Origin of the sequence: Oscillatoria sp. FACHB-1407 (genome assembly GCF_014697545.1) — a bacterium.
Lineage (GTDB): Bacteria > Cyanobacteriota > Cyanobacteriia > Elainellales > Elainellaceae > FACHB-1407.
In genome coordinates, this window is record NZ_JACJSA010000013.1 from 67792 (window position 1) to 83057 (window position 15266).

General features: G+C 48.5%; 13 protein-coding genes. 2 read left to right on the top strand and 11 right to left on the bottom strand.

Annotated features, from left to right (window positions below; translation table 11 throughout):
• The first annotated feature begins 220 nt into the window (after positions 1-220).
• Positions 221-910 (top strand): TetR/AcrR family transcriptional regulator, encoded by a 690-nt coding sequence (locus H6G89_RS20615; RefSeq protein WP_190509886.1) that lies wholly within the window; start codon positions 221-223, stop codon positions 908-910.
• Positions 911-1418: 508 nt separating this feature from the next.
• On the opposite strand, the gene rppB is transcribed toward H6G89_RS20615, so the two are convergent.
• The 9 genes from rppB to H6G89_RS20665 all read right to left on the bottom strand — a co-directional run bounded on the left by rppB (position 1419) and on the right by H6G89_RS20665 (position 11540).
• Positions 1419-2747, bottom strand: a complete 1329-nt coding sequence (rppB, locus tag H6G89_RS20625; protein ID WP_190509888.1) for a two-component system sensor histidine kinase RppB — start codon at positions 2745-2747, stop codon at positions 1419-1421.
• Positions 2748-2750: 3 nt separating this feature from the next.
• A complete protein-coding gene (rppA, locus tag H6G89_RS20630) occupies positions 2751-3449 on the bottom strand; it encodes a two-component system response regulator RppA (protein WP_190509890.1) in 699 nt (232 codons plus the stop codon).
• The gene (locus tag H6G89_RS20635) at positions 3430-6591 is read right to left on the bottom strand and encodes an efflux RND transporter permease subunit (protein ID WP_190509892.1); all 3162 of its coding nucleotides are present in this window, start codon (positions 6589-6591) and stop codon (positions 3430-3432) included. The genes rppA and H6G89_RS20635 overlap by 20 nt, the downstream gene beginning before the upstream one ends.
• Positions 6592-6611: 20 nt before the next feature.
• Complete coding sequence (locus H6G89_RS20640) at positions 6612-7115, bottom strand: hypothetical protein (RefSeq protein ID WP_190509894.1); 504 nt, start codon at positions 7113-7115, stop codon at positions 6612-6614.
• A gap of 44 nt (positions 7116-7159) precedes the next feature.
• Positions 7160-8836: an efflux RND transporter periplasmic adaptor subunit gene (locus tag H6G89_RS20645; RefSeq protein ID WP_190509897.1), complete on the bottom strand. Its 1677-nt coding sequence runs from the start codon at positions 8834-8836 to the stop codon at positions 7160-7162.
• A 128-nt stretch (positions 8837-8964) separates the two neighbouring features.
• Positions 8965-9870 carry a hypothetical protein gene (locus tag H6G89_RS20650; RefSeq protein WP_190509899.1) on the bottom strand — a complete coding sequence of 302 codons (906 nt, stop codon included), beginning with the start codon at positions 9868-9870 and terminating at the stop codon, positions 8965-8967.
• A 301-nt stretch (positions 9871-10171) separates the two neighbouring features.
• Positions 10172-10585 carry a MerR family DNA-binding protein gene (locus H6G89_RS20655; RefSeq protein ID WP_190509901.1) on the bottom strand — a complete coding sequence of 138 codons (414 nt, stop codon included), beginning with the start codon at positions 10583-10585 and terminating at the stop codon, positions 10172-10174.
• 98 nt (positions 10586-10683) lie between these two features.
• Positions 10684-11301, bottom strand: a complete 618-nt coding sequence (locus H6G89_RS20660; protein ID WP_190509903.1) for a M23 family metallopeptidase — start codon at positions 11299-11301, stop codon at positions 10684-10686.
• Positions 11271-11540 (bottom strand): hypothetical protein, encoded by a 270-nt coding sequence (locus tag H6G89_RS20665; RefSeq protein WP_190509905.1) that lies wholly within the window; start codon positions 11538-11540, stop codon positions 11271-11273. Before H6G89_RS20665 ends, H6G89_RS20660 begins: the two co-directional genes overlap by 31 nt.
• 122 nt (positions 11541-11662) lie before the next feature.
• Between H6G89_RS20665 and H6G89_RS20670 the strand changes: the two genes are divergently transcribed.
• A complete protein-coding gene (locus H6G89_RS20670) occupies positions 11663-11965 on the top strand; it encodes an isochorismate lyase (protein WP_190509908.1) in 303 nt (100 codons plus the stop codon).
• Positions 11966-12091: 126 nt separating this feature from the next.
• On the opposite strand, the gene H6G89_RS20675 is transcribed toward H6G89_RS20670, so the two are convergent.
• Both H6G89_RS20675 and H6G89_RS20680 read right to left on the bottom strand, forming a co-directional pair.
• Positions 12092-13372, bottom strand: coding sequence for a glycosyltransferase (locus H6G89_RS20675; protein WP_190509910.1), 1281 nt, complete (start codon positions 13370-13372; stop codon positions 12092-12094).
• Positions 13373-13864: 492 nt separating this feature from the next.
• A complete protein-coding gene (locus H6G89_RS20680; protein ID WP_190509912.1) occupies positions 13865-15253 on the bottom strand; it encodes a mercuric reductase in 1389 nt (462 codons plus the stop codon).
• Positions 15254-15266 lie beyond the last annotated feature (13 nt).

Below are 15266 nucleotides of genomic sequence, written 5' to 3' on the forward strand. Positions count from 1 at the left end.
CCCAGTTGCATTGTTTCGATTGATTGTGTTTATCACTGTTTGAACCTCTTGAGTTTGGGAATGTGTAACCAGTACCTCAACTCCTGTTTCTCGTCATTTCAAACTTGCAGGTAAATGCTGAACTTGCTATGTTAATAGCGTTAACATCCTTCTTCGATCAAAGTTAACAACGTTAACACCGGCCTGTCAAGCAGGATTACGATTGATTTTTTGATGGTGTATGTCGAAAAACTCCAAGGATCAAGCTGCCCAATCGTCTGTCGAGGCAGAGCGATCGCCCCAGCGGTATCATCATGGTGATTTGCGGAATGCGCTGGTGCAGGCAGGGCTAGAAGTTCTGGCAGACGAGGGGATTAGTGGGCTAAACCTGCGGAAAGTTGCCCGTAAAGCAGGCGTGAGTGAGGCAGCCCCTTATCGCCATTTTGAGGATAAACAGGCACTTCTGGTGGCGATCGCTCAGGATGGATTTCAGCGGTTGACGGCTGAACTGCAAGCGGTTCTAGAGCAAACATCAGAGGATGTAGAATCTCAACTGCTGGCGATCGCCCGTGCCTATGTGCAGTTTGGCTTGAAACATCCGGCTTTGATGCGTGAGATGTTTAGTGGGTTAATGTTGACGCGATCGGCTTACCCTGACCTGGAGTCATCTGCGGATCAATGTGGTTTGATACTGTGCAACATCATCTTACGCGGACAAGAGCAAGGAATTATTCAACCGGGCAATTCTAAGGCAATCTTTTCAGTGTTTTGGTCAACGATGCACGGGTTAACGATGCTGTTGTTGGAGCAACAAATGCAGGAAGTCGTGGATGACCCAAGCCGCTTGGAACCATTGATTCAGCTGAGTATTCATGCTCTTTGTCATGGGTTGTGTCAATCCAATACTCGTTCAAAGTCTATCTCTACCTAAAATTCATCGAGATGCTCCAGGCAAAAGCAAGGGATTGAAGTACTCCCGTATCGAAACAACTCGACCATCAATAACCTCAAAAATGCCAATATACTGATTGCGATACGAGCCGTTATCCAACTAAAGTCAAAGTTTCAGACGAGGAAATGGCGGCACTCAAACTCACTCATCACAGGATTTGTCCCCACTGGAATTACATTCTTCATCCTCGAACCCAAATCCCCAAAAAAGCATGAACTTATTTATTTACAAGCCCTAAGTACTGTGATTCACAGATAGGGTTTGGAAATAAAACCAGGGGGGTATGGGGGCTTTGCTCCCAGCCAGGGGTTCCACCCCTGCACCCCGAATTCCCACCCCTATTTACGACGAGTTGCACTAAGAGAACCGTTGCCCAAAGATTAACTCATGCGATCGCTGACTTAGGGAAAAGATTTGCGGAAAAACGCACTTTTTATTCCCTAAGTAAATTGCACCGAGCTAATTTGAAACCGTTGTATCTTCTACCTCACTTCAAAGGGAGTTGAACGGTAAATGTACTTCCGTTGGTTAGCTGGCTTTCGACTCGAATGGTTCCACGATGCGCTTGAGCGATCGCCTGGGCAATGGCTAACCCTAATCCTGCTCCTCCCGTATGGCGGGAGCGATCGCTATTCACACGATAGAAGCGGTCGAAGATCCGCGCTTGCTCTTGGGAGGGAATCCCGATTCCAGTATCTTGCACCTGAATCAGTGCATGATGATCGTCTCGCTTGAGGTGAACGATGACCTTACCACCACTGGAAGTGTATTGAATCGCATTCGTGATGAGATTGGCAACTAAGCGATAGAGTTGCTCCTCACTGCCCAATACTGTAATTGGTGTGTTTGTCTGAATGTCTGCGGTGAGTGCAATATTTGAAGCAAGCGCGAGTGCCGAAAACTCTTCGACTAAATCATTTACTAAATCATGCAGATTACAAGACTCCTGTTTGGCAGAAAATCCCTGTAAATCCATCCGCGAGAGCAGTAGCAGATCGTGAACCAGTCGGGATAAGCGGTTGTTTTGGCGTTCAACTGTACGCAGTGTATCCCAGGCATCTGCATCGGTCGCCTCTGGGGTCAGCGTCGATTCTAAATTAGCCTGAATTGCGGCTAGTGGTGTGCGAAGTTCATGGGCTGCATCGGCGGTAAACTGCTGCATTTGGCGATAGGAACTGTACACAGGTTTCATGGCTTGTCCAGCAATCCACCAACTGGCAATCACTACAAGCAGCATGGCAGTAGGCAAGCCAATCAGTAGAATCAATCTGACCCAAACCATGTGTCCATCAATGTCAGAGAGCGATCGCCCCACCTGCATATATCCCCAGGCATCTTGGTTAGCCGTTTTCAGCAGTAGAGAAAGTTGCTTATAACGAGTTCCATCAGGGGCTTCTAAAGTTTGCCAGGGTTCTGTTTCAACACGCACAGGTAGGTCTGTTGTGATTTCCCCTGCACTGGCTAACAACTGCCCCGATAGGGCAACAAAGCGAATGTAATAACCGTGTTCTTGAAAGACTCCTAAATAGTGAACGGCGGTGGATTTGTAGGTACAAGTTGTTCCAGCAACACAAAGCGATGGAATAAACTTTTGCACGATCGGTTCTAGCTTACCCGGTTGCTGCAATGAAGCTTCCAGCCCATCGTGCAATGTGCCAGCGACCGACTCAATGCGGTGATCTAACTCAGAGACGTGGCTATGGGCCATTACTTCGTAGAAACCGACGGCACACAGCGTGAGAATAAATCCCATCGTCCCGGCATACAGCCCTGCTAAACGCAGTCGAGTGGTATGGAAAACCTTGTTATGCTTCATGGGCTATGTTTCATAGGTGTTGAGCTTATAGCCCATGCCGTAAACGGTTTCAATCAGGTGATCGTAGCCATACTCAGTTAATTTTCGCCGCAGTAACCGCATTTGAGCCGCAACTACATTACTGTTAAAGTCTGCTTCTGCTTGCCAGATTCGGCTAATAATCTGGTCACGCGAAAGAATCTGGTTGGGGTGCTGCATAAAGTATTCCAGTAGTTGGAATTCTTTGGTAGTGAGGGGAATATTTTGGAGTTTTCCGGTGGAGGTCGTAATTGCAACGGTTGAGGTTCCATAGTCCAGCAGGAGGTTGCCCACCTGTAGCTGGGGCGGTTGGATTTGCAGCGATCGCCGCTGCAATGCCCGCAGTCGTGCCAACAGTTCTGCCATGCCGAAGGGTTTGATTAAATAATCATCGGCTCCGGCATCCAGCCCTTTGACCCGATCTTCCATGCGATCGCGAGCGGTGAGCATCAGGACTGGAAGGGGACTTTGCTTGGCTCGGAGGCGTTGGCACAGTTCAATTCCAGATAATCCCGGTAGGAGCCAGTCAAAGATGGCAACGGTGTACTGGTTCCAGCCGTTCTCCAGGAATTGCCACGCTTCTGTGCCATCCTTCACCCAATCCACAACATATTTTTCGCGCTTGAGCGATCGCTCCAGTGCTGCTCCCAGATCAGGTTCATCTTCAACCAATAGAACGCGCATGGGATGTGATTTCTTCTGAGAAAGCGGGTTGAACAGACTGCGATGGATTGGACTTGGGCATTAACAGTTTACCGAATCGGGCATAGAGGGCGGGTAGCACCATCAGCGTTAAGGCGGTGGAGGTGAACAGACCACCCAGAACGACGATCGACAGAGGCTGTAAAATTTCTTTTCCGGGGCCGCCTGAGATGACGAGAGGCAATAATCCTAATGCAGAGGTAAAGGCAGTCATGAGAATGGCGTTGAGCCGCTCCATTGACCCTTTAACCAACGCTTGTCGAAGCGGGACTCCCTGAGCAAATTTGGTGTTGTAGTTATCGACTAACAGCAGCCCATTTCGCGTTGCCACACCAAACAAGGTGACAAATCCCACCAGCGAAGCAACCGAAATGACTCCGCCTGTTAATGCAACGGAAAACACTCCACCCACTAACGCCAGAGGCAGGTTGATCATGATCATGGCAGTGGAAGCGACGGATTTAACGGAGAGATACATGATCACGGTGATGACCACGAAGGCGATCGCGCTAAACACCAGAATATTTTGTGTCGCCCGTTCTTCTGCCTCAAACTGCCCACCGTATTGGGGAAAGTATCCCGCCGGAAACTGAACTTGCTCTGCTACTTTCGAGCGGATTTCATTGACCACCGATCGCACGTCCCGCCCATCTGCATTAGCGGCAACCACGATCAAGCGGGACACATTTTCCCGGTTAATCGTATTCGGGCCTGTCCCGGTGCGAATTTGCGCGACCTGCGCTAAAGGAATTTTCTGCCCTGTAGGGGTGTCAATCAGTAAATTACCGATCGTATCGAGATTGTTTCTCGCTTCCGGTTCTAACCACACCACCAGGTCAAAGGTTTGTTGCTGCTCCAAAACCTGAGAGACAACTCTGCCATTGAGAGCCGTCTCAATCGTGTTCGACAGTTCACCCACGGTTAATCCATAACGACCTGCCGCAGCCCGATCGAACTGAATTTGAATTTGCTCGATGGGAATTTGGGGTTCCAGTTGCAGATCAACAACACCTTCAACGGTTTGCATGATCGCTTCCACTTCCTGCCCCAGAGAGCGCAGTTGCTCCAAATCGGGACCGAAGATTTTCACAGCGATCGCACTCCGCACGCCCGAAAGCACCTCATCCATTCGGTGAGAGATAAATCCGCCGATATTAGGAGCCACTCCCGGCAATTTGGCAAACTCTTCTCGCAGTTTCTCAATACTGCCCTCGCGGTCTTTCAGTCCTTCTTCACTTAAATCCACATCCAGGTGAGCGGTATTCACCGCCGCCGCATCACTGTCTCCAGGGGCACGACCGGAACGCAACTGCACATAGCGAAAGCGAGGATCATCCTTGAGGGCATCTTGAATGGCAAACCCAGCACTATTGGTCGCTTCTAGAGATGAGCCAGGATAGAGCATTAAGGTATTCACCAGATTTTCTTCCTGGAATTCTGGCAGGAACTCCCGTCCGAGCGACGGCACGATAATCAGGGCAGCGACGAGGGTTGAAGCGGCGATCGCCAGAATGAGTCGAGAGCGACGCAACGAAAAATCCAGGATGGGTTGATACAAACCTTTGAAGAACCGAGCAACCCAGGGTTCCGTTTCGGGTAAGTGTCCGTGTGGTAGCAGGATCGCGCATAGGGCAGGGGTAACGGTCAGTGCCGTGACGCTCGATGCCAGTACCGCCACCATGTAACCCAAGCCCATTGGGATGAAAATGCTGCCCTCTACACCACCCAATGCAAACACAGGCGAGAAGACCACGACGGTAATAATCGTGGCTCCAAACACCGAGTCCCGAACTTCCTGACAGCCCTCCAGCACTACCTCTAAGACGGGACGAGGATGGGCAGAATACTTATTTTCTCGTAAAGCCCGGTAGACGTTTTCGGCATCGACGATCGCATCATCGACAGCAGACCCGATCGCCACGGCGAGTCCACCGAGCGTCATGGTATTGAGTCCCTGGCCTAACCAGTTGAGGGCTAACACTCCAATCAATAAAGACAGCGGCAGTGCTACCAGACACACCAGCAAGTTGCGCCAGTTCATTAAGAAGGGAATCAGAATTAAGGCAACAATAATGCTGCCTTCAATCAATGCGGCTCGAACATTTTCAATGGATGCATCAATGTATTTGTCCTGACTGAAGGTGATATCGACTTGAATATCTTCCGGTAATCCTGCTTGAATCTCTTGCATGGCAGACTCAATCCCATGCGCGACAGTGGGTGTGTCGGCAAGGGGCTGTTTGTTCACCATGACCACAACAGCAGGTTGTCCATTCAGGCTGCTATCGCCTCGCTGGAGGGCTGCCCCAATCTGCACCGTTGCCACATCGGACAGGCGAATCGGTGTCCCATTGCGAGCCGTAATCACGGATTGCTGCAAGTCATCAATCGTTTCTAACCGCCCAATGCCGCGGATCAGGGTTTCTTTGTCTGGGGTAACCAGGAAACCTCCCGGTGCATTAACATTTGCGGCTTCAACGGCTTCTGTCACGTCCTGCAACGACACATCAAACGCCTGGAGCTTTTGCGGATCAACCAACACCTGATACTGCTGGACTTCTCCGCCATAGACCACCACCTGAGACACGCCCGGAACCGCCAGTAATCGATTCGTAATTTGCCAATCGGCAATACGGCGCAGTTCCATTAAAGAGGTACGAGATGCTGCTGGTGCCGTCTCGTCCACTCTGAAGGCAACCATCATCACCGTGCTAATCGGGGATGTGATCGGAGAAATTTGAGGTGTTTCAACGTTCTCAGGGATCTTGTCCTGAGCCTGCTGTAATCGCTCCGTTACAAGTTGGCGTGCCTGGTAAATGTCGGTATCCCAGGTGAAAATCACCTTAACAACCGAAATTCCAGCCGCAGAAGCAGAGCGAACATCCGTCACGCCAGGAGTGCCATTAATCGCGCTTTCGATCGGCAACGTCACCAGGGATTCCACTTCTTCTGGAGCCAAACCCGGGGCTTCCGTTTGAATTTCCACCTGGGGTGGAGCAAAGCTGGGAAACACATCCAGCGGCATCTGCGTCACGGTGCGAACGATCCAAATCGTTAATACCATCGCGCCTAAGATGACGAGCCAGCGACGTGCGATCGCCCATTTGATAATGGCATTGAGCATAACAGTTTAATTTTTAATGACTACTGACTGAAGTTGAATCGCCCGTTGACCTTCTCACCCTTGATATCCGTCAAAATGGCAACGTTGTACTCTCCGGCAGCAGTATCGGGCAAGGTAGCGACGTAGTGTTCTCCGGCAGCGTCGTATTCAAATTCAACCGTCTTCTGTGTTCCATCGGGTAGCTGAATTTGACCCGTTACCGTTGCATCTGGAATCGCTTCGTGGGTATCTCCTTTCTGTAAGTAGAAGTCGAGGTGTACGCCACTTGCTTCTTTGAGAGTGACCAGTTCCAGATGATATGGACCTGCTTCAACAACCTGCCCACCTTCTGAGACGCTGGTATCGTGAGCCGTATCCGCTTGAGCCGTTGTTGCAGGGCTGGCGGGAGATGCAGCAGCAGGAGATGCCTCTGGAGATGCAACAGGGCTTTCTGACCTGGTTGTTTGGTCTCCACCGCTAGCACACGCTCCCAGAAGGAATCCCAGGCTGATAAGGGCGATCGCAAGAGATTGGCTGAATTTCACAGGTTGATTCCTCTCAAATAATTGATGGGTGAATAGAAGGCGGTTTAATGGTGCTGGTGCGGGGGTGTAGGGACTTCCGCATCTCGGTGGTGTGGGTCTGCTGAATGTATCAGGGTAGACTGGTTGCCTAGGGTTGCATGATGCCCATTCTGAGAATCTTCTAGATGTTCCAGGGCAGTAATCGCTGATGTCAGGTGTCTCTGATTCCGCCGATTTGACCAGAAAGCTCCAGCCGCAAAGGTAGCGATCGCCAGTAATCCGCCTGCCGGAATGACAACCCACCAGGGCAATGCTCCCCCGGCGACACTGGCTTGCGTGACCTCTGGTTCAGCTTCCTCAGAGGCTCCCCCACCCCGTAAGGATTGAGCGTAGAGTTGATTGGCGCGTTGGGTGACGATGCGATCGCCCTCAAATAACCCACTTTGCACTTCAATTAAATTCCCTGCTTGCCGACCCAGTACGACCTCGACAGGCTGGAAGCTGTTGCCATTTTGGACAAACACAAGTTGCTGACCGTTTGCCTCAACCAGTGCTGACTGAGGAATCACAACAACGGGTTCTGGGGTGCGATCGGTGAGTACCTCTAACTCCGCAAACATCCCTGGCTTCAGTGTTCCATCTGCATTGTCTAATTCTGCTCGGACGGGTACGACTCGATTTTCTCCTTCCACCACCGATCCAATGGTGATAATCCGTCCTTCAAAGATTTGATCGGGAAGGCTTGATACCGTGACCCGCACTCGTTGACCTTGAGAAACCTGGCTCAAATCTTTTTCGTAAATGTTGGCAGTTGCGAGGACGGTGCGATCGTCCACGATCGTCATCAAGGTTGCCCCTGCATCTTCTGCCGACTGCCCTAGTGTGACTTCGCGATCGGCAATTGTTCCTGCGATTGGAGCTTTGATAGTAATCGTGCCGTCTGGGTTTGCCTCTGCACCCAATTGTTGCAATCGAGTCCTGTAGGTGCCTGCACTGAGCTGAGCGCGAGATTGAGCCACTTGCACAGCCGTTTGGGCACGCTCTACTTCGGTTCGAGCTTCCAGCACGTCTAACTGGCTTTCTGCGGCAGTTAGGGCTTGCCGTGCTGATGCCAGATGAGCTTCTGATTCTAAGAATTCTCGCCTGGGGATAGCTCCCTGTTCTGTGAGTTCTTGATCGCGATCGTACTGCTCTTGCGCGACTCTTAATTCTGTTCTTGCCTGATTAATGGCAGTCTGGGCAATTTGCCGCTGGCGTTCGTAAGTCTGTTGGGCTAACCGTAAATTGGCTTGAGCCTGCTGCACATCGCCCTGTCGCTCTGCGGAATTTTCTAACGCTGTAACGCGCAGTTCTGCCAGTTCACCACTTGTAATCACGGCCAGAGGTTGTCCTGCTGTGACGGTATCTCCTGGTTCCACCAGTAGTCTGACCACCGTTCCGCCAACGGGATTTGTGACCTCTACTCTGAGACTTGGAGAAGCCTCAATTTGCCCAGTTGCCTGCACGCCAAATGCCAGGGCTTGACGAGTGACAGGTTCTATTTTCAGCCCGATTCGGTCTGCGGTTGCATTATCGACCTCGATCGCCCCCGAGGGTTGAGCCGATTGGTTTTGGTGGAACTCATCTCCATGTCCTGTATGAGCCAATACTTCGGCTGAAGTTGTCAATAACAGTAAGCTAAGACACGTTCCAGCGACGCGATCTCTCGCCAGTAGATTAGAGCGTTTCAGAGTGAGAACCATCGGCATTTCCTGGGGCAGCGATAAAGGTATGGAGTAGGGTCTTAACAAAAGTTGAGAAGCAGTATCGCAGGTAAATATAAAATGAGGATGAAATTTCGTCACAAAATACTCCCCTGCGAGTAGTCAGGCTACGGAACCACCTCTACCCAAAAATCAGCCGTAATAATTTCACCATTGCGGTTAAACTGTCCCCACAGTTTGTATCTTCCGGGCTGAGGAAAACGGGTTGCGAAGTGGACTTGATTGCCGGGTGTATCATGCACTGCATGGGCATGAATGTAATTGTCTCTGGTTAACGAAGTGGACTGACGCACAATAACCAGATGTCCCTTTTCACCCAGATAAGGTTGTAAATCAGTGATTGGTTGATTACTCGCCGTGTCCTGCAAGTCAAATTGTAAAATTACCTCTTCACCTGTTTTGATGGTTGCTGCGGTAGGGGCAAAGCTAACTGTTGTCTGACCAAAGGTTTTGGTGTAACTCAAATCTATCTGAGCAGCAGCAGGATTATCTCCCTCTATTTGGGTTTTCAAAACGGAGACTTGCTCTGCTTGCCCTGTCGGTTGGTAATCACTAAATAAGGTGTAATTACCAGCTTGGGGAAACTGGGTTTCAACCTCAAATCGTCCGTTGCCTTTGTAAATGGGATGGAGATGTTGAAAGACTTGTAAATCATCGCTGACTGCAATCAGATGCATGATCTGTTCCTGAAATTGATCGAACTGAGCGATCGCATTTCCATCCTGATCCTGCACCTCAATCTGAAGTGTAGTTGGAGTATTCGGGGTAATTACACCTGTGGTTGTGAGCTTTGCTTGAGTTGATGTAGATGTGTTTGCATGATCATCTCCATGTTCACCATGACTGTCTGTATGAGTGGCGGGATGACTGTGATCGGTTTCTTCTACGTGGGCTACATTCGAATGTGTTGTTGTCGTCACTTTGGGTTCCTCCTTCACTTGATCAAGTTGTGTGCAGCCTTGAACAATGGATAATGTGGCAACGATGGCGATCGCAGTTACTATGTGATTCATTCTTAATCTCCAGATGTAATTTGATAAAAGGAAACTTTGAGGAGTAACAGAGAGTAAAGACTCTCTTTAATGAATGACAATGGAAACTGTTGAGCGTGTTGATAAAGTTTCACTCACGTTTCTTACTCTTGTCGTTATCCTAAAATCTCTAGCTGGCTGGAGAGTCAAGCCTCCTAGTCAAAATTTTCTGACTGCTGAATCAAGCCTCATCCATGCATGATGCTAATTCAATAGAAAATAGCCCATGAGTTCTATGAAAAATCTCATGAGCTGGTACTTTTGTTAGAAGTAAGGATTTATTCTAAACTCGTTCAATAATCGGACAAATTGTTTCTTCAGGATGTTCGGGGAAGGCTTCCCAACCAGATAGAAGCCCGTTCAACTCCTGTTTGAGAATCTGTAATTGTTGAATCTGCTGCTCGATCTGAGCAAGCTTGTCCTCTAATTTCACTTTGATATGCTCACACGGTAAATCACCTTGATCATGCACTTCTAGAAACTCTTTGATTTCTAACAGGCTCAAACCTAAACCTTGAGCACGTTTGATGAATCGTAAGCGACCAAATACATCCAGGCTAAATAGCCGATAGTTGCCCTCTGTTCTGCCAAAGGTTTTGAGCAACCCTAACTCATCGTAGTAGCGAATTGTCTTGATCGGCAGTCCGCTTTCTTTAGCAACTGAACCAATCCGTTTTAACTCTTCCTGGGCTAGCATAGCGACCTCACCAATGTCATGCTTTCATCCTAAACTCTCTAGTGGGCTGGAGAGTCAAGAGGATGAGGGGGCGATCGCCCCACTATAAATCATCAAAACTAACTCGAAACATGAGAATTTTCAGAAGCAGGTTTGCCTACGAATAAACTATTTCTCACCAAAAACCTGCCATCAAATGTGATCGGTATTCCTTCGCCCTCTAAAAGTGACGGACCTGTATTTTCTCTGCGAGCATGAATGTGTAGATGGGGTTCGCTAGTATTGCCAGAGTTACCAACTTTGGCGATCGCCTGTCCAACCTTAACTGTCTCTCCGGTTTGAACCATGAGGCTGCCACGTTGAAGATGAGCCATCAAAATATCAGCCCCCCGGCATTGAATCAAAATATGATTGCCCGCAGGATTTTGAGAATCAGTTTGCGGCGGAATCAGATCAGGCAAATCATTTCTTGTCTCACGGATCGTGCCATTGCAAGGGCTGTAGAGTGGTTCTCCCCAGATGGCATAGTTTGTTAGCGATCGCGGATAAAGTCCATTGGCTCTGGTTCCTAAAGCGTTTAGCTTGACTACATCCAGTGCATATTGCTGAGTCGGATTGACATTGTGATAATTGATGGCAGGGCTGTTGCCGCCATGAGCGACATAGTAAGATTGACTCGTTGCGGCTGGTAGGGTTGTCGCGCTATCTACCAGGCTACTGACAGGCAGATGAGGCATAAAGGTGCCAGCTTAAACTGGATACCCAAAAACTCGGCGTTTGCAGGGCAGGGAGCAAGTGTTGCCTGTGTCTCTGGTCCTCGCAGCGTTAGCGTCATCTTACCATCCTGTTTCGTCACGACGATTTCCCAGTGGCTTACAGCACGAGAGATAAAAGAACCCGCATTCTCACTTTGCGTCTGCCAGATTGTTTCTACAAAAGATGATTCGGATAGCCTTTCCTCAAAGATAAAGATCATGCTTCTGCCTCTTGGGTGCCAGATTTAGATTAAACCATCAGGTATCATGATGCCGTTGAATAAGAAATGAGGAATCTTCTAACAGAGTGAACTTGTAACTTAACAGAATGTTTTGCAAACCTATGAAGACACCCAATCAATGTGAGAGTATGGTGGACATTCGAGCCGAAATCGATCGGTTAGACCGTCAAGTTGTTGCGCTCCTGGGTCAGCGTTTTGCCTATGTCAAAGCTGCCTCTAAATTTAAGACGAGTGAAACGACAGTTAGAGCACCGGAACGCTTGCAAGCAATGTTGCGGCAACGTCGAGGCTGGGCAGAAGAGGAAGGATTAGATGCTGATGTAATCGAGAAGATGTATCAGGATTTAGTTAACTACTTCATTGATGAAGAAATGAAGCATTGGAAACAATCCGAAACTAAGTAGAACTTACTGAAAAAGTGTTTTACAAGTTTTAGGAAAACTGACACTTGCAACCGTTTGACTCAAACAAAGATAAGAACAATGAGTAGTGCCTGCTTTGGCTTGAAAGCAGTTCAAAAGCGGTTTAGACTACTTCTGTAAGAGTTGAGAAATGATTGAAACAGCTTGTTCTACGCCATTCTCACTTCTAATTTTCATCCCCAGTTGTGCTGCTTTTTGTTGCATTGATGAATGGTTTGTAGCCATTGTAATTGCAGCAGCAAGGGATTCAACGGCTAATTCTTTTCTTGGAATGGGGTCTGGGCTAACACCAAGCTGATGCAGAAGTTTAGCCCATCCTAGCTGATCCGCAAAAAAGGGAACAACCACTGAAGGAAGCCCAGCGCGACAAACAGCAGCCGTCGTACCCGAACCGCCATGATGTACAACGGCTTTTACCTTGGTAAACAACCAACTATGCGGTACGGAATCAATCACAAAAACCTTGTCCTTCAACAGGTCTGGGATTTCTGTTTTGCCCAGTCCACTCCAACCCGAAAGAATGATCGCGCGTTGCTTTGCCTGTGTTATCGCTTCAAACACAATTTGGGTTACTGTTTCTGGATTCGGTTCAGTCATACTGCCAAAGCCAACACAAATTGGTGTTTCTCCAGCTTCTAGAAACTCAGTCAGAGCCGCTGGAGGTTCGTAGTGATCGACGCGATCGAGAAACCATGCCCCCGTTACATGAACTGAACTTTCCCAGTCTGCTGGCGGGCTGAGAATCGAGGGGCTAACTCCAGTCAGGATTGGTAGTGGAGAAAGATAACGAGGTTTTTCCTTTCTAAACCGAGCCCCCAGTCGTGGTAAGGGTGGCAGATCCCATTCTTGCCTGATGCTATTGATGATTTCATAACTTTGCCAGGTAGTTAAAAACTCCACCAGAATATAGCTTGCATAATTGAGACAGCCTTCCAAGGCATTAGGGTTTGCATGGTTGCTAAATTGCAGAAAAGGAAATTGTCGAGTGGCACTCAATGGAACAGTTGAAGCCAGAAGACTGGGTACTTCTAGTCGCTCAGCAATGTGATATCCCCAAATAGCAAGATGATTAAAAATGAATACCTCTGTGCCTTGAGCGGCATTCAGCGCATCATTCATTTGCTGTTTTAACAAATCATCCTCAATCAGTTTGACTGTTTTTCCTTGCAACAGTTCTAATCCTGCTTCTGATTGAAGGAGGGCTTGAAAATCTCCGGCGATCGCAGCAAAATCCAGGCCCAGGTTCCGGACAAAAGCCTCAAAGTTAGTATTTGTCGCAACTTTGACGGAATATCCCGCTTGCTGCAAGCCTAACGCCAATGCACAGTAAGGATAAAGGTCTCCAGTTGACCCAATAGCTAGGATTGTAATCGTTTGAGGCTGAATCATTGGCAAGGCACTTGTATAGGTTATTGCAGGTCAGGTGAGCCAGGGTTTGAGAATAATTTTGCCTGAGCTTTTGCAACCTGGCTCAACGGCAAGACGTGGCTGACTTTAACTTTAACTTGACCTGGAAGGATCAGCGTCGAGAGATCATGGGTGTTCTATCAGAGATGTCAGCATCGGCGGAAACAATATTCAAGTGCGTATTGAAGTAGTTATGCCAACTCTTAGGTATGGCTAGTACAGCAAAAAATAAGTTTTGAAAGGGGTGAAGCCCCCAAACCCCCTACATTGCCGAACTTTGTGTTCGCAACACTGGGAGCCGGGAGGAAGAATGGTTAGACCGTATTGGGAAGCAGGGGCGATCGCGCCATCAGAATGTCTACTTCTGTGACAGGGAGTGGCAGTGCGCTCGGATCATCAGCCAGAGTGCTAATTTCCATGAAAAATTGTTCCACCTTTGAGTGATTAGACTGTGAGGTGTTTATGCTTGTCACCTCACACCTTTGCAAACAGCAGATTTAGTCCTTCTGTCATTGTGGGATGAGCTAAAATGCCATCTCGTAAAACGGTGTAAGGCATCTTTGCTTGCATCACCATTTGCACAGTTGAAATGATTTCACCTGCTGCGTGACAGAACAGGGAACATCCTAAAATATAACCTGTTTCAGCATCGACGATCGCCTTCATCACGCCATCAGTTTGTCCTAATGTCCGTGCTCTGGGAACGGCAGACACATCCAGTTTTGCAACTCGAATGTTATAGCCCTGTTGCCTTGCTTCGCTTTCAGTTAGACCTACATGAGCTAATTCTGGATCAATGAACAGACTGGAAGAAATTAGCCGTCCGCGTGTGCTGCGATTACCTCCATCGATTAGATTGGCTTTGACAATGCGGTAATCGTCCAGCGACACATGGGTAAATTGTGGCCCACCATTGATATCACCTAATGCCCAAATTCCTGGCACGTTGGTTTCTAAGCGATCATTAACCCGAATAAATCCACGCTCATCGGTTTCTACACCCGTAACCGCTAAATTTAAGCGATCAGTCGTAGGCGCACGCCCCACAGCGACCAGCAAGTGTGACCCTTGAAGGATGATTGTCTGATCAGCAACTTGAATTTGAAGCTCAGTTGTGTGACCAGTGCGATCTACTCTCAGAACCTTCGCATTCAGCAAAAATTCAATTCCTTCACGTTCCAGGAGGGTTTGAACGGCGATCGCAATATCTGGGTCTTGCTGCGACAGAATTTGGTCACTTTGCCCAACTATAGTGACGCGAGAACCAAAACGTCGAAACATTTGAGCAAATTCCAAGCCAATGTAACCGCTACCTAAAACAATTAAATGCTCTGGTAACTGTTCTAACTCCATGATAGATTCGCTCGTCAGAAAACCAGATTCTCTAAGCCCAGGTATGGATGGAACGAGCGGTCGCGTCCCTGTGTTGATGAAGAACCGTTCTGCCGTGAGATAACGAGTGTCACCTTCAGCCGTTACTACTTCGATTGTTTTCTCAGCAACAAATTGTCCAGTACCGACAATCAATTCATGTCCCAACACCATTTCTAAATTATGCAAGTTCATCTGACGCATCGATTGCACAATCGATCGCTTTCGTTGAATCACTGCGGCTAAATCAACAGAGACATCATTCGTGTTAATTCCGTAAATTGCACTGTTTCGCACAGAATGGGCTACATTTGCACTTGCCACCATCGTTTTGGTCGGAATGCAAGCAACGTTGATACAGGAACCACCAATCATGGTTTGGCTGCGCTCTACCAGAGCGGTTTTTCGTCCGGCTTTGACTAATGCAGGTGCCAACGTTTTGCCAGCTTTGCCGCCGCCGATGATAATGTCGTCATAGTATTCGGTGTTCATTGGTCTATCCTTT